The organism is Pseudonocardia sp. ICBG601 (genome assembly GCF_020496245.1).
Genome location: NZ_JAHLJA010000150.1, coordinates 562,944 through 582,123, shown reverse-complemented (window position 1 = coordinate 582,123; position 19,180 = coordinate 562,944). Strand labels below are relative to the sequence as shown.

At 74.6% G+C, this 19,180-nt stretch carries 17 protein-coding genes; 8 read left to right on the top strand and 9 right to left on the bottom strand.

The genetic code is table 11. The features are described from left to right. On the bottom strand, positions 1-546 hold the full coding sequence (locus KPL57_RS48340) for a pyridoxamine 5'-phosphate oxidase family protein (RefSeq protein ID WP_226357170.1): 546 nt from the start codon (positions 544-546) through the stop codon (positions 1-3). Between the two features lie 101 nt (positions 547-647). Between KPL57_RS48340 and KPL57_RS48335 the strand changes: the two genes are divergently transcribed. Continuing rightward, positions 648-1,559 (top strand): SDR family oxidoreductase, encoded by a 912-nt coding sequence (locus tag KPL57_RS48335; protein ID WP_226357169.1) that lies wholly within the window; start codon positions 648-650, stop codon positions 1,557-1,559. Positions 1,560-1,563: 4 nt separating this feature from the next. On the opposite strand, the gene KPL57_RS48330 is transcribed toward KPL57_RS48335, so the two are convergent. The 4 genes from KPL57_RS48330 to KPL57_RS48315 form a co-directional block, all read right to left on the bottom strand. Further along, a complete protein-coding gene (locus tag KPL57_RS48330) occupies positions 1,564-2,796 on the bottom strand; it encodes an MFS transporter (RefSeq protein ID WP_374203884.1) in 1,233 nt (410 codons plus the stop codon). A 63-nt stretch (positions 2,797-2,859) separates the two neighbouring features. Then, positions 2,860-3,495, bottom strand: coding sequence for a methyltransferase (locus KPL57_RS48325; RefSeq protein ID WP_226357168.1), 636 nt, complete (start codon positions 3,493-3,495; stop codon positions 2,860-2,862). After that, entirely contained in the window at positions 3,488-4,999 is a 1,512-nt protein-coding gene (locus KPL57_RS48320; RefSeq protein ID WP_226357167.1) for an amidohydrolase, read from the bottom strand. The genes KPL57_RS48325 and KPL57_RS48320 overlap by 8 nt, the downstream gene beginning before the upstream one ends. Beyond that, complete coding sequence (locus KPL57_RS48315; RefSeq protein ID WP_226357166.1) at positions 4,996-6,573, bottom strand: phosphatase PAP2 family protein; 1,578 nt, start codon at positions 6,571-6,573, stop codon at positions 4,996-4,998. The genes KPL57_RS48320 and KPL57_RS48315 overlap by 4 nt, the downstream gene beginning before the upstream one ends. A 42-nt stretch (positions 6,574-6,615) precedes the next feature. Between KPL57_RS48315 and pafA the strand changes: the two genes are divergently transcribed. After that, entirely contained in the window at positions 6,616-7,977 is a 1,362-nt protein-coding gene (gene pafA, locus KPL57_RS48310; RefSeq protein ID WP_226357165.1) for a Pup--protein ligase, read from the top strand. A gap of 42 nt (positions 7,978-8,019) precedes the next feature. Here the strand turns inward: pafA and glsA (KPL57_RS48305) are convergent, their stop codons facing one another. The 4 genes from glsA (KPL57_RS48305) to KPL57_RS48290 form a co-directional block, all read right to left on the bottom strand. Continuing rightward, positions 8,020-9,015 carry a glutaminase A gene (gene glsA, locus KPL57_RS48305; RefSeq protein ID WP_226357164.1) on the bottom strand — a complete coding sequence of 332 codons (996 nt, stop codon included), beginning with the start codon at positions 9,013-9,015 and terminating at the stop codon, positions 8,020-8,022. Positions 9,016-9,052: 37 nt separating this feature from the next. Then, positions 9,053-10,141: a sugar-transfer associated ATP-grasp domain-containing protein gene (locus KPL57_RS48300; protein WP_226357163.1), complete on the bottom strand. Its 1,089-nt coding sequence runs from the start codon at positions 10,139-10,141 to the stop codon at positions 9,053-9,055. Between the two features lie 63 nt (positions 10,142-10,204). Next, complete coding sequence (gene glsA / locus KPL57_RS48295; protein WP_226357162.1) at positions 10,205-11,254, bottom strand: glutaminase A; 1,050 nt, start codon at positions 11,252-11,254, stop codon at positions 10,205-10,207. A gap of 63 nt (positions 11,255-11,317) precedes the next feature. Beyond that, positions 11,318-11,557, bottom strand: a complete 240-nt coding sequence (locus tag KPL57_RS48290) for a hypothetical protein (RefSeq protein WP_073574845.1) — start codon at positions 11,555-11,557, stop codon at positions 11,318-11,320. 174 nt (positions 11,558-11,731) lie between these two features. On the opposite strand from KPL57_RS48290, the gene KPL57_RS48285 reads away from it, so the two are divergent. The 6 genes from KPL57_RS48285 to KPL57_RS48260 all read left to right on the top strand — a co-directional run bounded on the left by KPL57_RS48285 (position 11,732) and on the right by KPL57_RS48260 (position 19,128). Continuing rightward, the gene (locus tag KPL57_RS48285; RefSeq protein ID WP_226357161.1) at positions 11,732-12,724 is read left to right on the top strand and encodes a YafY family protein; all 993 of its coding nucleotides are present in this window, start codon (positions 11,732-11,734) and stop codon (positions 12,722-12,724) included. Beyond that, complete coding sequence (locus tag KPL57_RS48280) at positions 12,721-13,752, top strand: YafY family protein (protein WP_226357160.1); 1,032 nt, start codon at positions 12,721-12,723, stop codon at positions 13,750-13,752. Before KPL57_RS48285 ends, KPL57_RS48280 begins: the two co-directional genes overlap by 4 nt. 160 nt (positions 13,753-13,912) lie before the next feature. Continuing rightward, positions 13,913-14,227, top strand: a complete 315-nt coding sequence (tatA, locus tag KPL57_RS67980) for a Sec-independent protein translocase subunit TatA (RefSeq protein ID WP_308253117.1) — start codon at positions 13,913-13,915, stop codon at positions 14,225-14,227. 61 nt (positions 14,228-14,288) lie between these two features. Beyond that, positions 14,289-15,299 carry a twin-arginine translocase subunit TatC gene (gene tatC / locus KPL57_RS48270; RefSeq protein WP_226357159.1) on the top strand — a complete coding sequence of 337 codons (1,011 nt, stop codon included), beginning with the start codon at positions 14,289-14,291 and terminating at the stop codon, positions 15,297-15,299. A gap of 102 nt (positions 15,300-15,401) precedes the next feature. Next, on the top strand, positions 15,402-16,148 hold the full coding sequence (pyrH, locus tag KPL57_RS48265; RefSeq protein ID WP_062395067.1) for a UMP kinase: 747 nt from the start codon (positions 15,402-15,404) through the stop codon (positions 16,146-16,148). Between the two features lie 73 nt (positions 16,149-16,221). Then, complete coding sequence (locus KPL57_RS48260; RefSeq protein ID WP_226357158.1) at positions 16,222-19,128, top strand: RNA helicase; 2,907 nt, start codon at positions 16,222-16,224, stop codon at positions 19,126-19,128. Positions 19,129-19,180 lie beyond the last annotated feature (52 nt).

Genomic DNA, 19,180 nt, shown 5'->3' with positions numbered 1-19,180 from the left:
TCAGGCGGGCGGCGCCACGGACGCCGCGGACCCGGCGAGGCCGGCCGGGTCGGGGCTGTAGGCGACCATCCAGGTGGGCTCGATCCGGTAGAAGACCACCTCGTCCCAGACGAACCCGTCCGGTCCGTAGCAGTCCTTCAGGTAGCCGAGGGTCTCGGGCCACCGCGGGTGCTCCGGGCCGCCGGCCGGGTTCAGAGGGTGCGCCGTCCCGTGTGTGAAGATCCCGAGGTCGTCGCCGCGCAGGTGGGAGGCGCTGACCGCGGGGCGGACCGCGAGGTGGCGGGCCTTGACCGCGCGTGGGTCGGTGCCCACGACCCACGCACCGTGCAGGAGGTGCCCGTCCACGCCGCTGACGCGGGGCTCGCCGCCCCGCGTGGTGGTGGCCAGCGCCAGGGTGCAGATGCCGGTGGCGACCCGGACGAGCTGCTCGGCGGTGAGCGTCCGCTCCCCGGGGGTGACGATGCTGCGCAGGTGGTCCCCGGCTCCGGAGACGGAGGCGTCCAGCAGTCGCTGGAGGTCAATGATCTCGGTGGTCGTCTCGAACATGCTGCGGGTTGGTCCCCTCGTCGGCTCGGCTCGGCTCGGCTCCGGCGAACATAACCGAATGCTCGTTTACAAACAATCCGGTCCCTGACACGCTGCCCGGTATGACGGACCTGAGGGACAGGGTGGCGCTGGTGGCGGGCGCGACGCGCGGCGCCGGACGGGGGATCGCGGTCGAGCTGGGCGCGGCCGGCGCGGTCGTGTACTGCACCGGCCGCAGCACCCGCGCGGCCCGCTCGGAGTACGACCGGCCGGAGACGATCGAGGACACCGCCGATCTCGTCACCGCCGCGGGCGGCACCGGCATCGCCGTGCCCACCGACCACCTCGACCCCGGAGCGGTCGCGGCGCTGGTGGCGCGGGTCGAGCGCGACCACGGCCGGCTCGACGTGCTGGTCAACGACATCTGGGGCGGCGAGATGATGGTCGAGTGGGACGTCCCGGTCTGGGAACTCGACCTGGACAACGGGCTGCGCACGCTGCGCCTGGCGGTCGAGACCCACCTCGTCACCGCCCACCACGCCCTGGGGCTGCTCTCCCGCACACCCGGCGGCCTCGTCGTCGAGGTCACCGACGGCACCGACACCTACAACGCCGAGAACTACCGGCTCAACGTCTTCTACGACCTGGCCAAGATCGCGCCCGTCCGGCTGGCCCGATCCTGGGCGCACGAGCTGCGCGGGCACGGCGGGACCGCGGTCGCGGTCACCCCGGGCTGGCTGCGCTCGGAGATCATGCTGGAGCAGTTCGGGGTCACCGCCGACACCTGGCGCGACGCGTGCGCGGCCGAGCCGCACTTCGCGATCTCGGAGAGCCCGCGGTTCGTCGGCCGCGGGATCGCCGCGCTGGCCGCCGACCCCGACCGGCACCGCTGGAACGGCCGCTCCACCTCCTCGGGCGATCTCGGGCGGGTCTACGGGGTCGACGACGTCGACGGGTCCCGGCCCGACGCCTGGCGCTACGTCACCGAGGTCCAGGACGCGGGACTGCCCGCCGACACGACGGGCTACCGGTGACGGCTCACACGGCCGCGCGCGCGTCGCGCCGCTGGATGACCAGCAGCGCCGCCAGCGCCAGCAGCGCGAGCACCGCGGCCGCGACGCAGAACACGATCCCCGCGGTCCGCAGCCCCCACGCCTGGCTCGCCGCGCCCAGGCCGACGACCGGCAGCGAGATCGCCACGTAGACCACCACGAAGTACGACGACGTCGTCCCCGCCCGCTGGTGGGCCTCCACCCGCGCGTTCACCGCGGCCAGGCCCTTGGAGAACGTCATGCCCTGACCGGCCCCGGCGACCACCGCGCCGGCCACCAGCTCGGCCATCGAGCCCTGCGCCACCGACAGCGCGACGAGCGCGAGACCGGCCGCCAGCAGCACACAGCCCAGGGCGAGGATCCGCTCGGTGGGCGCGGTGCGGACCGCGAGCTGCGCGAGCACCGAGGCGCCCAGCAGCAGCAGCGACATCGCCCCGGCGACGGCGTGGTTCGCGATCCCGATCAGATCCGACACGATCCGCGGGGACAGCGCGGTGAACAGGCCCAGCACCGCGAACCCGGCGAACCCGGCCGTCGCCGCCGGCACGAACACCGCGCGCACCGCGGGCGGCACCTCGGGGACCTGCGGCCGCAGCTCCGGGTGCGCGGACCGGTCGGTGACCGTCTCCGGGGCGCCCAGCACGAGCAGCCCGCACAGCGCGACGGCGACCGCGTGCACTGCGAAGGACAGGTGCAGCGGCGCCGGCAGGTACTCGACCGCGACCCCGGCGAGCGCCGCGCCCAGCCCCAGCCCGCCGATGTTGGCGACGGTCGCGACCGCGGCCCCGCGTTCGCGCCAGGACTCCGGTGCGGCCTCGATGACCGCGGCGGTCGCCGCCCCCGCGAAGATCCCGGCGGAGAACCCGGACAGCAGCCGCCCCACCAGCAGCACCCACACCGGACCCGCGACCAGGAACACCAGGCTCGACGCCAGCGACAGCGCCACCCCGGCCAGCAGCACCGGTCGCCGCCCCAGCTGGTCCGACCACCGGCCGGTGACCAGCAGCGCGGCGAGCACACCGACCGCGTAGAGCGCGAAGATCACGGTCTGGACGGTGGGGGAGAACCCGAGCTCGCGCTGGTAGAGCGCGTACATCGGGGTCGGCATCGTCGCCCCGAGCATCACCACGGCGAACGTCACGGCCAGGCCGGCGAAGGCGGCGGCCCGAGGCAGGCGGAGGATGGCGGAACCCCTTCCGGAGGACGTTGCGCGGTGCACCGGCCATGATCGCAGCCGGTCGGTGCGACGGCATCCGCAGTGCCGGCGCCCCCGACCGCACGGTCAGGGGCGGCGCAGGACGTGCAGGTCCACCCCGCCCGGCAGCCGGCGGGTCGTGACCGTCCAGGTCTCCCGGGCCGCGTCGAGCCAGCGCGGCGCCTCCGGGCGCCCCGGGTCGGCCAGCCACACCTGCCCGTCCGGGCCGGTCACCCGCGGCAGCAGCGCGGTGAGCGCGTCCGCGGCGGCCGCGCCGTAGAGCACGTCGGCGGCCAGGACCAGGTCCCAGCCGCGGCCGCCGAGGGCGTCGCCGGTGCCGTCGAACGCGGCGACCGCGGTCGCGACCCGCAGCCCTGCGCGGCGCGCGGTCGCCGCCACCCACCCCGGAGCGGCGGGGGAGCGGTCGGTCGCGAGCACCGGGTGCGCCCCGGCCCGGGCGGCGACCAGCGACGGCAGACCCAGCCCGCAGCCCAGCTCCAGCACCGAGCGTCCGGTCAGCAGGGCGGGGCCGGCGTCGTCCAGCGCCGTCGCCAGCGCCCGCCCGGACGGCCACAGCCGCGCCCAGTGCGGCGGGTGCAGCTCCTCCACCCCCTCGTCGACGGCGACCGGGTCGAACGCGACGGCGTCCGGGTCGGCGGGACGCAGCAGGTCCAGCGGCCCGCCCGGGAGCCCGACCCGCTCGTGCACCCCCGGGTCAGACACCGGCGCGGTGGGTGAACCGGCCGCCGACGAGCGTCGCCGCGACCGGCATGGCCCGCAGCGTCGCCGGGTCGCAGGAGGTCGGGTCGGCGTCGGTCAGCACGAGGTCGGCGGGCGCGCCCACGACGACCGCGGCGGCCGAGCCGTCGACCACCCCGAACGACGCACCGAGCGCGGTCGCCCGGTCGATCTCCTGCTCGGGGTGCCAGCGGTCCCGGTCGTCGGCGGTGCGGTGCACGGCCGCGGCGAGCGCGATCCACGGGTCCAGCGGCGCCACCGGGGCGTCGGAGCCGAGCGCGAGGCGGGCCCCGGCGCGGTGCAGCGACGCGAACGCGAACGCCCGGTCGGTGCGGCCCGCCCAGAGCCGGTCGGCGACGTCGCGGTCGTCGAGGGCGTGCTCGGGCTGCACGCTCGCGACCAGGCCGAGCCCGGCGAAGCGGGGCACGTCGTCGCCGGTGAGCAGCTGGGCGTGCTCGACCCGCCCGCGGGCCCCGGTCCCGGCGAACGCGTCGAGGACCAGGGTGTTGGCGTGGTCGCCGATGGCGTGCAGGGCCGCGGTGAGCCCACCCGCGTGCGCCCGGGCCAGCAGCGGCCGCAGCTGTGCCGGCGGGACCAGCAGCAACCCGCACGGGTGCTCCAGGGGGTTCTCCGGCGGCGCGGGGTAGGGGTCGTAGCAGTAGGCGGTGCGGGTGTTGAGCGACCCGTCGGTGATCACCTTCAGCGGGCCCGCGGTGAGCAGGCCCCCGGTGCCCTCGACGACGTCGCCGCTGCGCAGCCCGGTGGCCAGGGCGTCGTCGAGGCGGTCGGGCCACACCGACGCCTCGACCCGCAGCCCGGTCGTGCCGCCGGCGATCCGGCGCCGCCAGTCCGGCAGCGACCACGGCGCCTCGAAGTCGACGACGCCGACCACCCCGCGCGCCGAGGCCGCGGTGACGGCGTCGGCGACGAACCCGTCGAGGGCCTCGGTCGGTGCGTCCTGCAGCGCGGGGGAGACGACGGCGAAGAACTCCGACTCCCGGATCCGGCCGGTCGGGTGCCCGCCGTGCCCGAAGCGGGCCAGCGCGGCGCCGTTGAGCCACCCCTGGTGCAGGTCCCCGGACACGAGCACGACCGGGGTGTCACCGGTGACCGGGTCGAGCAGCGAGCGGTGCGCCTCGTCGGGCCACAGCGCGTCGCGGAACCCGAACCCGACCAGCACCTCACCGGGGGCGGGCGGCGCGGTCGCCATCCGGGCCGCGACGAGTGCCGCGGCGCCGGCGGCCGAGCGGGCGCCGGACACGTCGAGCCTGCGGCGGGCCAGCGCCCACTGCGCCATGTGCACGTGGTGGTCCCACAGCCCCGGGAGCAGCGCCCGCCCGTCGCACCCGACGACCTCGGCGCCGCCCGGGTCGAGCCCGGCGCCCACGGCGCGCACCCGGCCCCCGTCCAGGAGCACGTCGACGGGGTCGCCCAGGCCGTCGCAGCCGGGCCGCAGCGGCCGCACCGAGCGCAGAAGCACGCCGCTCATCCCTGGAACGGGCGGTCCCGCCCGGTCCAGCGGTCCTCGTCGCGGCGGTAGACCGGGATCGGCTTCACGGCGACCCGGAAGGTGTAGCGCCCGGCCTCCTCGACGACCTCGCCGTCGGTGGCCAGCATGCTCGGCTCCAGCAGCTCGACGTCGAGGCTGGGCACCTCCCGCTGGTGGTAGACCCGGCTGTGCCCCAGGGCCCCCAGGATCAGCGCGAGGACGACCCGCAGCCGGGAGAACCGCACGTCGGCGCGCAGCCAGCGGACGTCGAGCAGGCCCGAGTCCAGCGTCGGCCGCCAGGCGGGCACCGCGCCGCGCGGGTGGTACGGGCCGTTGCCGACGAACAGGAACCAGACCTTGTACCAGCGGTCCCCGATCCGGACCGAGATCTTCTCCGAGCGCTGCAGCACCGTGATCAGCGCCGCGGCGAACGCCGGCCACTTGCCGTAGCGCGGCTGCCACTGCTCACGCAGCCGCACCAGCTCCGGGTAGGAGCCGATCGACGCGGTGTTGATGAAGTAGCGGGTGCGGGTGACCGAGACGTCCTCGGGGTCGTCGAGGCGGCCCGGGTGGGCCTCGACCAGTGCCAGGTCGACCGCGACGGCCTCGCCGGCCTGGGTGGCGTCGACGGCCTCCTGGGTGTCGTAGACACCGACGTCGCGGGCGAAGTGGTTCAGCGTCCCGCCCGGCACGACGACCAGCGGCAGGCCGTGCCGGTCCGCGACCGCGGCGGCGGTGGCGACGGTGCCGTCCCCGCCCGCGACGCCCACGGCGCGCACCCACTGCCCGCGCTGTGCGATCGCGTCGGTCAGCATGTCCTCGACCTTGACCCCGTCCCCGACGACGAGGTGGTGCGCCGCGGGCAGCCGCTCACGGACCTCGTCGGACACGTCGTGGTCGGGCGGCCCGGAGAACGGGTTCGACACGATGACCAGGCCCTCGCCCTGCGGCAGGACCGGGACGGTGTCGATCGGGCGGGCGCGGGCCTCGTCGCTGGGACGCACCGGCCACCAGCGGTTCGTCAGCTTCGCCACGCCGGTGCCGATCGCCGCGCCGACGATCACGTCGGAGGTCCAGTGCACGCCCACGTGCACCCGAGACCAGCCGACCAGTGCCGCCAGCGGCACCACGACCGGCGCGGCCCGGCGGTTCTCCATCACCACCGCGGTCGCGAACGCCGCGGCCGAGGCGGCGTGCCCCGACGGGAACGACGACGACGACGGCGGGTCGGCCACCGTCCGGTAGGCGGGCAGCTCCGCCGCGGCCGGCCGCCGGCGCGGCAGCAACGGCTTGAGCAGCGCGTTCGCGGTGAAGCTGGTCAGCGCGATGGACGCGATCCCGCGCATCGCCGCCTTGCGCCCGGCCCCCCGGCGCACCGACAGCGCCGCGGCGATCGCGAACCACAGCACGCTGTGGTCGGCGGTGCGGGTGAGCCGGCGCACCGAGGTGTCCACCCGGCTCGGTGGACGGCTCGCGATGAACTCGGTGACCGCCCGGTCGGCCCGGGACACCGAGTCCACCCCGCGGTCCAGACGACGGGACCTGCGGGCGACGCGTTCGAACCATCCACTCACAGTCGTGACAGTAGAGGGGGTCGGGCGCCTACCCTGAACGGCATGCAGCGTCGGATCTTCGGGGTCGAGACGGAGTTCGGTGTCACGTGCACCTTCCACGGACAGCGCCGACTGTCCCCGGACGAGGTGGCGCGCTACCTCTTCCGCCGGGTGGTGTCGTGGGGCCGGTCCTCCAACGTCTTCCTCCGCAACGGTGCCCGTCTCTACCTCGACGTCGGGTCGCACCCCGAGTACGCCACGGCGGAGTGCGACTCGCTGACCCAGCTCGTGTCGCACGACAAGGCCGGTGAACGGATCCTCGAGGACCTCCTCGTCGACGCCGAGCGGCGCCTGGTCGACGAGGGCATCGGCGGGGACATCTACCTGTTCAAGAACAACACCGACTCCGCGGGGAACTCCTACGGCTGCCACGAGAACTACCTCGTCGCGCGGCAGGGCGAGTTCTCCCGGATCGCCGACGTGCTCCTGCCGTTCCTGGTCACCCGCCAGCTCATCTGCGGTGCCGGGAAGGTCCTGCAGACCCCGCGCGGCGCCGTGTACTGCCTGTCCCAGCGGGCCGAGCACATCTGGGAGGGCGTCTCCTCGGCGACGACCCGGTCCCGGCCGATCATCAACACCCGCGACGAGCCGCACGCCGACGCCGAGCGCTACCGGCGGCTGCACGTGATCGTCGGCGACTCGAACATGTCCGAGGTGACGACCCTGCTCAAGGTCGGGTCGGCCACCCTGGTGCTGGAGATGATCGAGGCCGGCGTCCAGTTCCGGGACTTCACCCTGGACAACCCGATCCGCGCGATCCGCGAGATCAGCCACGACCTCACCGGGCGCCGCCCGGTGCGGATGGCCGGCGGCCGGGAGGCCTCGGCGCTGGACATCCAGCGCGAGTACCACGCCCGCGCCGTGGAGTACCTGGAGGCGACCGGGCACCCGGACCCGGCGATGGCGCGCGTCGTCGAGCTGTGGGGCCGCACCCTCGACGCCGTCGAGTCCCAGGACCTGTCGAAGATCGACCGCGAGATCGACTGGGCGATCAAGCACCGGCTGGTGGAGCGCTACCGGGCCCGGCACGACCTGGACCTGTCCAGCGCCCGGGTCGCCCAGCTCGACCTGGCCTACCACGACGTCCGCCGCGGCCGCGGCCTGTTCGACATGCTGCAGCGCAAGGCGCTGGTCGACCGGGTCACCGACGACGGCGAGATCGAGGCGGCCAAGGACACCCCGCCGCAGTCGACCCGGGCGAAGCTGCGCGGGGACTTCATCGCCGCCGCGCAGGCCGCCGGGCGGGACTTCACCGTCGACTGGGTGCACCTGAAGCTGAACGACCAGGCCCAGCGCACCGTGCTGTGCAAGGACCCGTTCCGCGCCGTCGACGAGCGGGTGGACCGCCTGATCGCCTCGCTCTGACCGCGGCCCCGGGGTGGGCGGCCGCCCACCCCGGGGTACGGCTCAGTCGGGCTGGGCGATCCGGCCGAACCGCGACTCCTGCGGGTCGGCGAACACGTGCAGCCCGAACCGCGACGACAGCTCCCGGCAGACCGCGACGCCGCGCACCGAGTTGCCGTGCCGGTCCAGGCCGGGGGAGTACACGCCGAGCCCGAACCAGCGCGGCAGCACACCCATGATCCCGCCGGACACCCCGCTCTTGGCCGGGATGCCGACGTCGTGCGCCCACTCGCCCGCGGCGTCGTACATCCCGCACATGCTCATCACGCTGATCACCGTGCGCAGGTGCTCGCGTGGCAGCGCCCGTTCACCGGTCAGCGGGTTGACCCCGCCGTGGGCCAGCGTCGCGCCCATCGCCGACAGCTCCGGCGCGGTCACCGTGATCGAGCAGGCGGCGAGGTAGACGTAGAGGGTGTCGTCGATGTCGCCGTGCAGCATCCCCAGGCTCCGCATGAGGTAGCTGAGCCCGAGGTTGCGGTCGTTGGAGACCAGCTGCTCGTCGAGGACGGCGCGGTCGATCTCCAGCGACGGGTTGCCGGTGTAGACCCGGTTGCGCTCCAGGAGCCGCTCGGCGCGCTCCTCCCTGGTGGCCCCCTTGACCATGTTCGCCGCGACCAGCGCCCCCGCGTTGATCATCGGGTTGAACGGGCGGTTGTGCGTCTCGTCGAAGGTGATGGAGTTGAACGGGTCGCCCGACGGCTCGACCCCGACCCGGCGCAGCGTCTCGGCCAGGCCGTTGTCCTCCAGCGCGAGCCCGTAGGTGAAGACCTTCGAGATCGAGTGCAGCGGGAAGCGGACGTCGCAGTCGCCGACCTGCCACTGCGTGCCGTCGACGTTCGTGCCGGCCAGGCCGAACTCCTCGGCCCGGGCCTCCATCGACGCCGGGTAGTAGCTGACGACCTCCTCACCGGGCAGCAGGATGCCGCTGCCGGCGGTGCAGGTGCTGCGGAGGTCCTCGAACTGCTGCTGGACCAGTTCGCGTTCGGCCTGCGCGACCATCGGTGTCCCTTTCGTCGGGGGTGTCCGGTCGCAGAACCTACTGCCCGGGCCGCCGCTGGGCCGGGATCCGGGCCACGGGTCGCCACAGCCGCTCCCAGCCCATGTCCGCGAAGCAGGGCCCCTGGACGGCCTCGGAGAACTTGATGTCGTTGTGCCCGGCGTTCCACTCCAGTACGACGGGCCGCCCGTCGGCGTCGACGGCCAGGTCCCACCCGACGCAGCGCGCGAACGGCATCCCCCGGTGCAGCTCCAGCACCGCCGCGACGCACCCGTCGAAGCCCGGCACGGTGGTCCCCGTGAACCCCGCACCGGAGTCGGGGTGGGCGTCGACGCGCGTCCAGCGCGGGGTCAGGCCGTGGTCGGCGAGCCGGCCGGTCATGGTGTCCACGGCGACGCGCACGTGGCTGTCGGAGCGCACGTGGGTGTCGGCGGCGCGCCCGAACCGCAGGTAGGCGGCCCGGACCGAGGCGACGCCGTCGTCGGTCACGACGGTGGTGACCCGCATCGTCGCCACCGAGCCCGGGGTGAACCCCGCCAGCAGCGGGTGCTGGTCGACCCAGCTCTGGAACACCCCCGACCGCAGCCCGTCGAGCTCGGCGGGGTCGAACCCCGACCGGTGCAGCACCCGCACCCCGGCGCCCTGGATCGAGTCGTCGGACTTGAACACCGCCCGGTCGGAGCCGGCGAACAGCACCGACGCGAGCCCGGCGCGGTCGAGGTGGCGCAGGTCGCGGTCGTAGAGGCCGCCGTTGACCCAGTAGGCGACGTCGGCGATCAGGTCGGACCGCAGCAGCCGCCGCGACAGCGGCTTGAGCTTCGAGACCTCGCCGTAGGGCCCCTGCACGGCGGGGAGCACGACCCGGCCGTAGTAGTTGTCGGGGATCCAGCCCTCCCGGAACTCCCCGGCCACCGCGGCGTAGACCCGCAGCCAGGGGGCGTAGCCGCGCCAGCCCAGCACGTCGCCGGCCCAGGCGTCGCACGCCCGGGCCAGCGCCGGGTCGGACGGACCGCGCTCGGCCTCGATCGTGGCGAGGAGCGCCGCCGCCTCTCCGCGGTGGCGGCGGTGGAACCGGATGGCCCCGGCCCGGCGCAGCGCCCGGTCCGCGACGACGTCCAACGTGGCCATGCGTGCCCTGCTCCCGGTGTCGACGACGATGTCCCCGGAGGACTCGTCCGCCGCGCCGGATCGTTAGAGCCCGTCGGGCAGCCAGCCGTCGCCGGAGGGGTACATCTCGGTCGCCTCCTCCCGCCGGCCCGGGCGCACGATCCGGCCCAGCCGCGACTCCGACGGGTCGGCGAACACGTGCAGCCCGAACCGGTCCGACAGCTCCCGGCACACCGCGATCCCGCGCACCGAGTTGCCGTGCCGGTCCAGCCCGGGGGAGTAGACGCCGACCCCGATCGCGTCCGGGATCGCCGCCAGGATCGCCCCGGACACGCTCGACTTGGCCGGGATGCCGACCTCGTAGGCCCACTGCCCCGCCGCGTCGTACATGCCGCACATGCTCATCACGCTGAGCACGTCACGGGTGTAGGTCCGCGGCAGCGCAGGCACCCCGGTGAACGGGTTCGCCCCGCCCCGGGCCAGGGTCGCCGCCATCGTCGACAGCTCCGCGGCGGTGACGGTCACCGAGCAGGCCGCCAGGTAGACGTACAGGTTGTCCTCGATGTTGCCGTGCAGCATCCCCAGGCTGCGCATCAGGTAGGACAGCGCGACGTTGCGGTCGTTGGAGACCAGCTGCTCGGCGAGGACGTCCTCGTCGACGGCCAGGTCGGGGTTGCCCGCGTAGATCCGCAGCCGGGTCAGCAGCCGCTCGACCTTCTCCTCCTTGGTGGCGCCGTGCACCAGGTTCACCGCGACCAGCGCCCCCGCGTTGATCATCGGGTTGAACGGGCGGTGGTTGACCTCGTCGAAGCTGATCGAGTTGAACGGGTCGCCGGAGGGCTCGACCCCGACCCGCAGCAGGACCTCCTCGCGGCCGTTGTCCTCCAGCGCCAGGCCGTAGGTGAACACCTTGGAGATCGAGTGCAGCGGGAAGCGGACCCCGGCGTCGCCGACCTCCCACTGGGTGCCCTCGATGTCGGTGGCGGCCAGCCCGAACAGCTGCGCCTGACCGGCCATCGACGGCGGGTAGTACGCGACGACCCGCCCGTCGGGCACCCCGCCGGGGCTCCCGACCGCCCCGTGCAGCTCCTCGAGCTGCCGCTGCACGATCGCGCGCTCGGTCTGCTGCTCCATCGGCGCCCCTCTCGCGGACCGGTCCGTCCGGTGCGGAGCGCAAACTAGATCACCGGTGCCGGGTCACTCGATCCCGGGCATGATCCGGCGGCGCAGCTCGGCCAGCTCGTCCTGCACCTCCGGGTCGGCCGGACCCGCCTTCTCCGGCGCCGGGGCGATCCCCATCGACCGCAGCAGCCCGGTCGCGGCCGCGGCCGGGTCCCCGGTCTCCCCGAGCACCGGGTGCAGACCCTGGTCGGCCAGGTGGTGGAACACCAGGTTCACCACGGTCCACGGGTTGAACGTCTCCTGCTCACCGGACATGCGCCACCTCCACGTGCCGGTACGGCCGCGGCGCCGCACCCGGGGTCGAGCCTTTGCCGTCCGCGCGCCACCGTCAACGACCCTGTCGCAGGATGAGACACCCCGGCGCGGTCCCGGGTGCCCGCGGCCCGGGGCGCCCGATCCGTCCCGTCCGGCCTGGCTACGATGCCCGTCGTGTCCTCCGCCCGCGCCGAGCGACTGGTCAACCTGGTGCTCTGCCTGATGTCGACGCGCCAGTACCTGTCCGCGGAGCGGATCCGGTCCATCGTCCCCGGCTACGCCGACGGCACCGGCGACGAGGCGTTCTTCCGGATGTTCGAGCGGGACAAGGCCGAGCTGCGCGAGCTGGGCGTGCCCCTGGAGACCGGCCCCAACTCGGTGTTCGACACCGTCGAGGGCTACCGGATCGCCCGGGCCGACTACGAGCTCGGCGAGATCCACCTCGACCCGGACGAGGCGACCGTCGTCGCGCTGGCCGGGAACCTGTGGGACTCCCCGGAGTTGGCCGGCGCCGCGCACGGGGCGCTGGTGAAGCTGCGCGCCGCGGGCGTCGAGGTCGCCGAGACCCCGGCCGCGGCGATCCGCCCCGGTGCCGCCGCGGGCGAGCCCGCCCTCGCACCGCTGCTGGGCGCGGTGCGCACCGGCCGCGTCGTCACCTTCGACCACCGCCGCGGCGGCCCCACCGGGGAGCTGGTGCGGCGCACCGTCGAGCCGTGGGGCGTGGTGTCGTTCCGGGGCCGCTGGTACCTGGTGGGCCACGACCGCGACCGCGACGACGTGCGCTGCTTCCGGCTCTCCCGCGTCGAGGGCCCGGTCCGCGCCGTCGGACCGGAGGGCGCGGTCACCGTGCCCGAGGGCGTCGACCTGCGGGCGCTGGTGCGTGCCTCGGCGGGCCCGCAGCCGGTGTCGGGCACCGCACGGGTCTGGGTCGCGGCGGGCCGTGCGGCCGGGCTGCGCCGCACCGGCCGCGAGCGCGGGCCGCGCGAGCACGCCGGACGGCCGGGCGTGGAGATCGAGCTGGACCTGCGCGACCGGGGCACCGTCGCGCGCTGGCTGGCCGGGCACGGCCCGGACGTCGCCGTCCTCGACCCGCCGGAGCTGGCCCGCGCGGTCCGCGAGCTGTGGGAGGCCGCGCTGGGCGCCGGTGCCCTCGGGACCCGCACGTGAGCCGCCAGGGCGTCGCCCAGCGCCTGCCCCGGCTGCTGTCGCTGGTGCCCTACCTGCGGGCGCACCCCGGGGTGCCGGTCGCCGAGGCCGCCGCGGACTTCGGCGTCGACGAGCGGCAGCTGCGCAAGGACCTGGAGCTGCTCTGGATGTGCGGGCTGCCCGGCTACGGGCCGGGTGACCTGGTCGACCTGTCCTTCGCCGGGGACACCGTCGACGTCGTCTTCGACGCCGGGCTGACCCGGCCGCTGCGCCTGACCACCACCGAGGCGACCGCACTGCTCGTGGCGCTGCGGATGCTGCACCAGACCGCCGGGGTGGTCGACTCCGACGCCGTCGGGCGGGCCATCGCGAAGGTCGAGGCCGCGGTGGGGGAGGCGGCCGGCCCGGGCGGTCTGGTCACCGTCGAGTCCGGGATCGGCGAGCGCGACACCACCGCCGTCGTGCGCCGGGCGCTGGACCGCGGGCGCGCGCTGCGCATCGTGTACTTCACCGCGGGCCGTGACGCGGTGTCCCGCCGCGACGTCGACCCGATGCGGCTGGTCGTCAGCGGCGGGCGCGGCTACCTGGAGGCGTGGTGCCGCCGCGCCGAGGACGTGCGGATGTTCCGCCTGGACCGGGTGGAGCAGGCCGAGGAGCTCGACGAACCGGCCCGCGCCCACCCCGAGGCCCGGCCCGTCGACGTCTCGCACGGGCTGTTCAGCCCGCGCGCCGAGCACCGGTACGCGGTCCTGGAGCTCGACCCGGACGCGCACTGGGTCGCCGAGTACTACCCGGTCGACGAGGTGCGCACCGGTACCGGTGAGCTGCTGGAGGGCGACCCGCCGCCCGGCGCGCCGGACCCGGTGCCCGCCGCGTCGGGCGGCGACGACCGGCTGCGGGTGCTGCTCCGCTTCGCCGACGACGACTGGCTGGTCCGCCTCGTGCTGGGGCTCGGTGGCGCGGCCCGCATCGTCGAGCCCCCGGAGCTGGCGACGGCGGTGCGCGAACGGGCCCGGGAGGCCCTGCGGATCGCCGACGCGTCACCCTGAGTCATCTCGACTGCCCCGAAGGGGGAATGCGACAGGATGACGACGGCGGGATGAACACCGGGTGACCGGAGCCACGTCCCAGGACGGGGGGACCGGGCGACCGATTCGCCCGTGTCTACACTCGGTGTCGACCCGGCCCGATCGACGCGAGGTGGACCCCATGCCCGGTGGCTACGAGTGGCTGATCATCATCGCCGTTCTGCTCCTGCTGTTCGGCGCGAAGAAGCTGCCCGAGATGGCGCGGTCGGTCGGCCAGTCCGCCCGCGTGTTCAAGGGCGAGATGAAGGGCCTCAAGGACGACGACGCCCGCACCCGGCAGGCCGAGGAGCCCAAGTCGGCCCAGGAGCTGCCCGCGGCCGCCCCGGCGCCGCAGCAGACCGCCCCGGCCCCGCAGCAGTCCGCCCCGGCCCCGCAGCAGGCCTCGCAGCAGCCGCCGGCGCAGGCCACCGACCGGCCCGCCGGTCCGACCGCCTGAGGCATCTCCTCCCGTGAAGGCACCGTTCCGTCGGAAGCGGAGGCTCAACCCCGACGGGACCATGACCCTGATCGAGCACCTCTACGAGCTGCGCAACCGGCTCGGCATCTCGCTCGCCGCGATCGTGGTGACGACGGTGTTCGGCTACATCTGGTTCGAGGTCTCGTTCTTCGGTTTCCCGAGCCTGGGTGAGCTGCTCAAGGAGCCGTACTGCTCGCTGCCGCCCTCGGCGCGCGCGTCGCTGACGGCCGACCCGAACGCCTGCACCCTGCTCGGCACCACCCCGTTCGACCAGTTCATGCTGCGCCTGAAGGTCGGGGCGACGGCCGGGGTGATCCTGGCCTGCCCGATCTGGCTCTACCAGCTGTGGGGCTTCATCACCCCGGGCCTGCTGAAGAAGGAGCGCCGCTACGCGCTGGGCTTCGTCTCGGTGGCCGCGGTGCTGTTCGTCGCCGGCGCGGTGCTCGCCTACCTGATCATCCCGCAGGCGCTCGGCTTCCTGCTGACCATCGGTAGCGAGATCCAGACGACGGCGCTGACCGGCACGTCGTACTTCTCGCTGGTCGTGAACCTGATCATCATCTTCGGGGTCAGCTTCCTGATCCCGCTGCTGGTCGTCGCGCTCAACGCGGCCGGGGTCGTGTCCTACGACGTGCTCCGCCGCTCCCGGCGCGGGCTGATCTTCGGGCTGTTCTGCTTCGCCGCGATCGCCACGCCCGGCCAGGACCCGATCTCGATGCTGGCGCTGGCGTTCGCGCTGACCCTGCTGTTCGAGGCGGCCATCCAGGTCTGCCGGATCACCGACCGCCGCCGGGCCCGCCGGCGCGCCGCCGAGGGCTGGGACTCCCTGGACCCGGACGAGCCCTCGCCGCTGGACACGACGCCGTCGCCGATCGAGGGGCCGTCGCGGATCGAGCCGTCCCGGATCGAGGCCCCCGCGCCGGTGTCGACCACCCGGACCCCCGTCGTCGCCCCGGACGGCGGCACCACGGGTGCGGCGAACGGCCGCACCGGGGGTGCCGGGACCAACGGGACCGCCCCCGAGCCGCCCCGCTACGACGACATCACCTGACCGGGGCGGTGTCGCGGATCCCCCCGCGGCCCCGTCCGGCACGGCTCCGTAGGCTTGCCCCCCGGATCGGGTCGGGCGGCACTGAGGAGCGGGTCGGGACAGATGAAGTACAACCGGGTGGTCATCAAGCTCAGCGGACAGGCGATGGCCGGTGCCGACGGCTTCGGGTTCTCCGCGCAGGCCCTGTCCCACCTCGCCGACCAGATTCGGCAGATGCGCGCGCTGGGGGTGCAGGTCGCGGTCGTCGTCGGCGGCGGGAACGTGTTCCGCGGCAACCGCTCCGAGACCTGGGGGATCGACCGCGTCGAGGCCGACAACATCGGCATGCTCGGCACCGTGATCAACGGTCTCCTGCTGCGCGGCAAGCTCTCCGCGGGCGGTGAGGAGAACGTCCGCGTGATGACCGCGATCCCGATCAACGCCGTCGCCGAGCCGTTCCTGCGGCTGCGCGCCAAGCGGCACCTGGAGAAGGACGCCATCCTGATCTTCTCCGGCGGCAACGGGCAGCCGTTCATCACCACCGACTACCCGAGCGTGCAGCGCGCCCTGGAGATCGGCGCGGACGCGCTGCTGGTGGCCAAGCACGGCACCGACGGCGTCTACGACACCGACCCGCGCACCAACCCCGACGCCCGCCGCTACGAGCGCCTGCCCTACGACGAGGTGCTGTCGCGCCGGCTGGCCGTGATGGACCAGACCGCGTTCATCCTGGCCCGCGACCACGGCCTGCCGCTGCACGTGTTCGACATCGAGAAGGACGGTCTGATGGCCGCCATCTGCCGCGGTGAGCACCACGGCACGGAGATCAACCCCGACATCGTCGAGGCGGAGTTCGCCCACCCGGAGTAGCCCGGCGGTGCCACGTGGCCCGGCTCACGCCGTGACGGAGCAGGGTGTCGGTGCCGTGTGACAGCCTGGGGCCGTGAATGGTTCCGCCGCCGACCCGGCCGCCGCGTACGCGGCGGCGAAGGCCCGCGCCGCCTACCCGCGGCTGGCCGAGTTCACCGGTCTGATGCCCTTCGACCTGGACCCGTTCCAGCGCGAGGCGTGCGAGGCCCTGGAGGACGGCCACGGCGTCCTGCTCTGTGCGCCCACCGGCGCCGGCAAGACCGTCGCGGGAGAGTTCGCCGTGCACCTGGCCCTGTCCGAGGGCCGCAAGTGCTTCTACACCACGCCGATCAAGGCGCTGTCCAACCAGAAGTACGCCGACCTGGTCGCCCGCTACGGCGCGGACGCGGTCGGCCTGCTCACCGGCGACACCGCGGTGAACGGCGACGCCCAGGTGGTCGTGATGACCACCGAGGTGCTCCGCAACATGATCTACGCGGACTCCGACAAGGCGGCGAACCGGCGGCTGGACCACCTCGGCTACGTGGTGATGGACGAGATCCACTACCTGGCCGACCGGTTCCGCGGCGCGGTCTGGGAGGAGGTCATCCTCCAGTTGCCCGAGCACGTCGCGGTCGTCGGGCTCTCGGCCACGGTCAGCAACGCCGAGGAGTTCGGCGACTGGCTGGTCGAGGTCCGCGGCGACACCCGCGTGGTGGTCGACGAGCACCGCCCGGTGCCGCTGTGGCAGCACATGATGGTCGGCAACCGGCTGTTCGACATGTTCGGCGAGCGGAGCACCCCCGGCGGGCCCGGTGAGGTCGTCGTCGACCCGGAGCTGGTCCGCTACACCCGCGAGATGGCGCGGCGGGACTTCACCACCTCCCGCGCCTCGGACCGGGCGGGCGACCGCGGGCCGCGCGGCCGGGGCGGTCCGCAGCGCGGCCGCACCTGGGGCGGGAAGACCGACTCCACGGCCGTCGTCGGGCGGGGGCCGCGCGGGGGCGGGCCGTCGCGCGGTGGGTTCCGGCCGCCGTCGCGGGTGCAGGTGATCGACCGGCTCGACCGCGAGGGGCTGCTGCCCGCGATCACGTTCGTCTTCTCCCGCGCCGGCTGCGACGCCGCGGTCGGCCAGTGCGTGCGGGCCGGGGTGCGCCTGACCGTGCCCGAGGAGGTCGACGAGATCCGCCGGATCGTCGAGAAGCACACCGGCGACCTGCCGCAGGCCGACCTCGGCGTGCTCGGGTACTGGGAGTGGCGCGAGGCCCTCGAACGCGGCGTCGCCGCCCACCACGCCGGGCTGCTGCCGGCGTTCAAGGAGACCGTCGAGGAGCTGTTCGTCGCCGGCCTGGTGCGGTGCGTGTTCGCCACCGAGACCCTGGCGCTGGGCATCAACATGCCCGCCCGCACCGTCGTGCTGGAGCGGCTGGTCAAGTACAACGGCGAGGCCCACGTCGACCTCACCCCCGGCGAGTACACCCAGCTCACCGGGCGCGCCGGGCGGCGCGGGATCGACGTCGAGGGCCACGCCGTCGTGCTGTGGGCACCCGGCATGGACCCGGAGCAGGTCGGCGGGCTGGCCTCCACCCGCACCTACCCGCTGCGCAGCTCGTTCCGGCCGGTCTACAACATGTCGGTCAACCTGGTCGGGCGCCTGGGCACCGACGCCGCCCGCGAGCTGCTGGAACGGTCCTTCGGGCAGTTCCAGGCCGACCGCTCGGTGGTCGGGCTGGCCCGGCGGATCGACCGCAACGCCGAGGCCCTGGACGGCTACCGGGAGGCGATGAGCTGCCACCTCGGCGACTTCGCCGAGTACGCCGACCTGCGCAGGCGCATCTCCGACCGGGAGAAGTCGCTGCGCCGCCAGAACACCGTCGCCGCCCGCGACGAGGCCTCGGAGTCGCTGCGCGAGCTGCGCCCCGGCGACGTGATCGCGGTGCCCTCGGGCAAGCGCGCCGGGATCGCCGTGGTGCTCGACCCGGGGATCGGGGCGGTGTCGGCCGCGGGCCGCGACGCCGAGGTCCGGCCGCTGGTGTGCACCGAGGACCGCTGGGCGGGACGGCTGTCGGCGGCGGACTTCCCGGACGCGGTGGAGGTGCTGGGCCGGATCAAGCTGCCGAAGCGGGTCGAGCACCGCTCCCCGCAGGTCCGCCGGGACCTGGCCTCCTCGCTGCGTGCCTCCCGGCTGGGGGAGGGGCGCGCCCTCGGGCGTCGTCGCCGGCCCGGGGTGCAGGACGACCCGGAGCTGTCGACCCTGCGCCGGGCCCTGCGCGCGCACCCCTGCCACGGGTGCGACGACCGCGAGGCGCACGCCCGCTGGGCGGAGCGGCACGCGAGGCTGGAGCGGGAGACCGAGACGCTGCGGCAGAAGGTGCGGGCCACGACGCACTCGCTGGCCCGGGCCTTCGACCGGATCCGCGCGCTGCTCGCCGAGCGCGGCTACCTCGTCCCGGCCGGGGAGACCGAGCCCGGCGAGGAGGAGATCACCGCGCACGGACGGGTCCTGGCCCGGCTGTGGGGCGAGTCGGACCTGCTGGCCGCCGAGTGCCTGCGGCACGGCGCCTGGGACGGCCTGGAGCCCGACGAGCTGGCCGCGGTCGTCTCGGCGCTGGTCTACGAGTCCCGCCGCGACGACGCACCGATGCCGCGGCTGCCCACCGGCCCGGTGTCCGACGCCCTGGAGCGCACCGTGCGGCTGTGGGAGGAGCTCGACGCCGACCAGCGCCGGCACAAGGCCGAACGCACCCGCGCACCCGACCTGGCCTTCGCGTGGCCGATGCACCGGTGGGCGCGCGGCGAGTCCCTGGCACAGGTCCTGGAGGCCGCCGAACGGAACGGGCACGAGCTGTCCGCGGGCGACTTCGTACGCTGGACCCGGCAGGTCCTCGACCTGCTCGACCAGATCGCCGGGGTCGCCGGGCGGTCGAGCGCGGTCGGGAAGGCGGCCCACCGGGCCTCCGGTGCGGTCCGGCGCGGCGTGGTCGCGGCCGGTATGCAGTAGCAGTCACGAGCAGCACCAGCAGTCACGACGGCACGACGAGAGAGACGGGCGG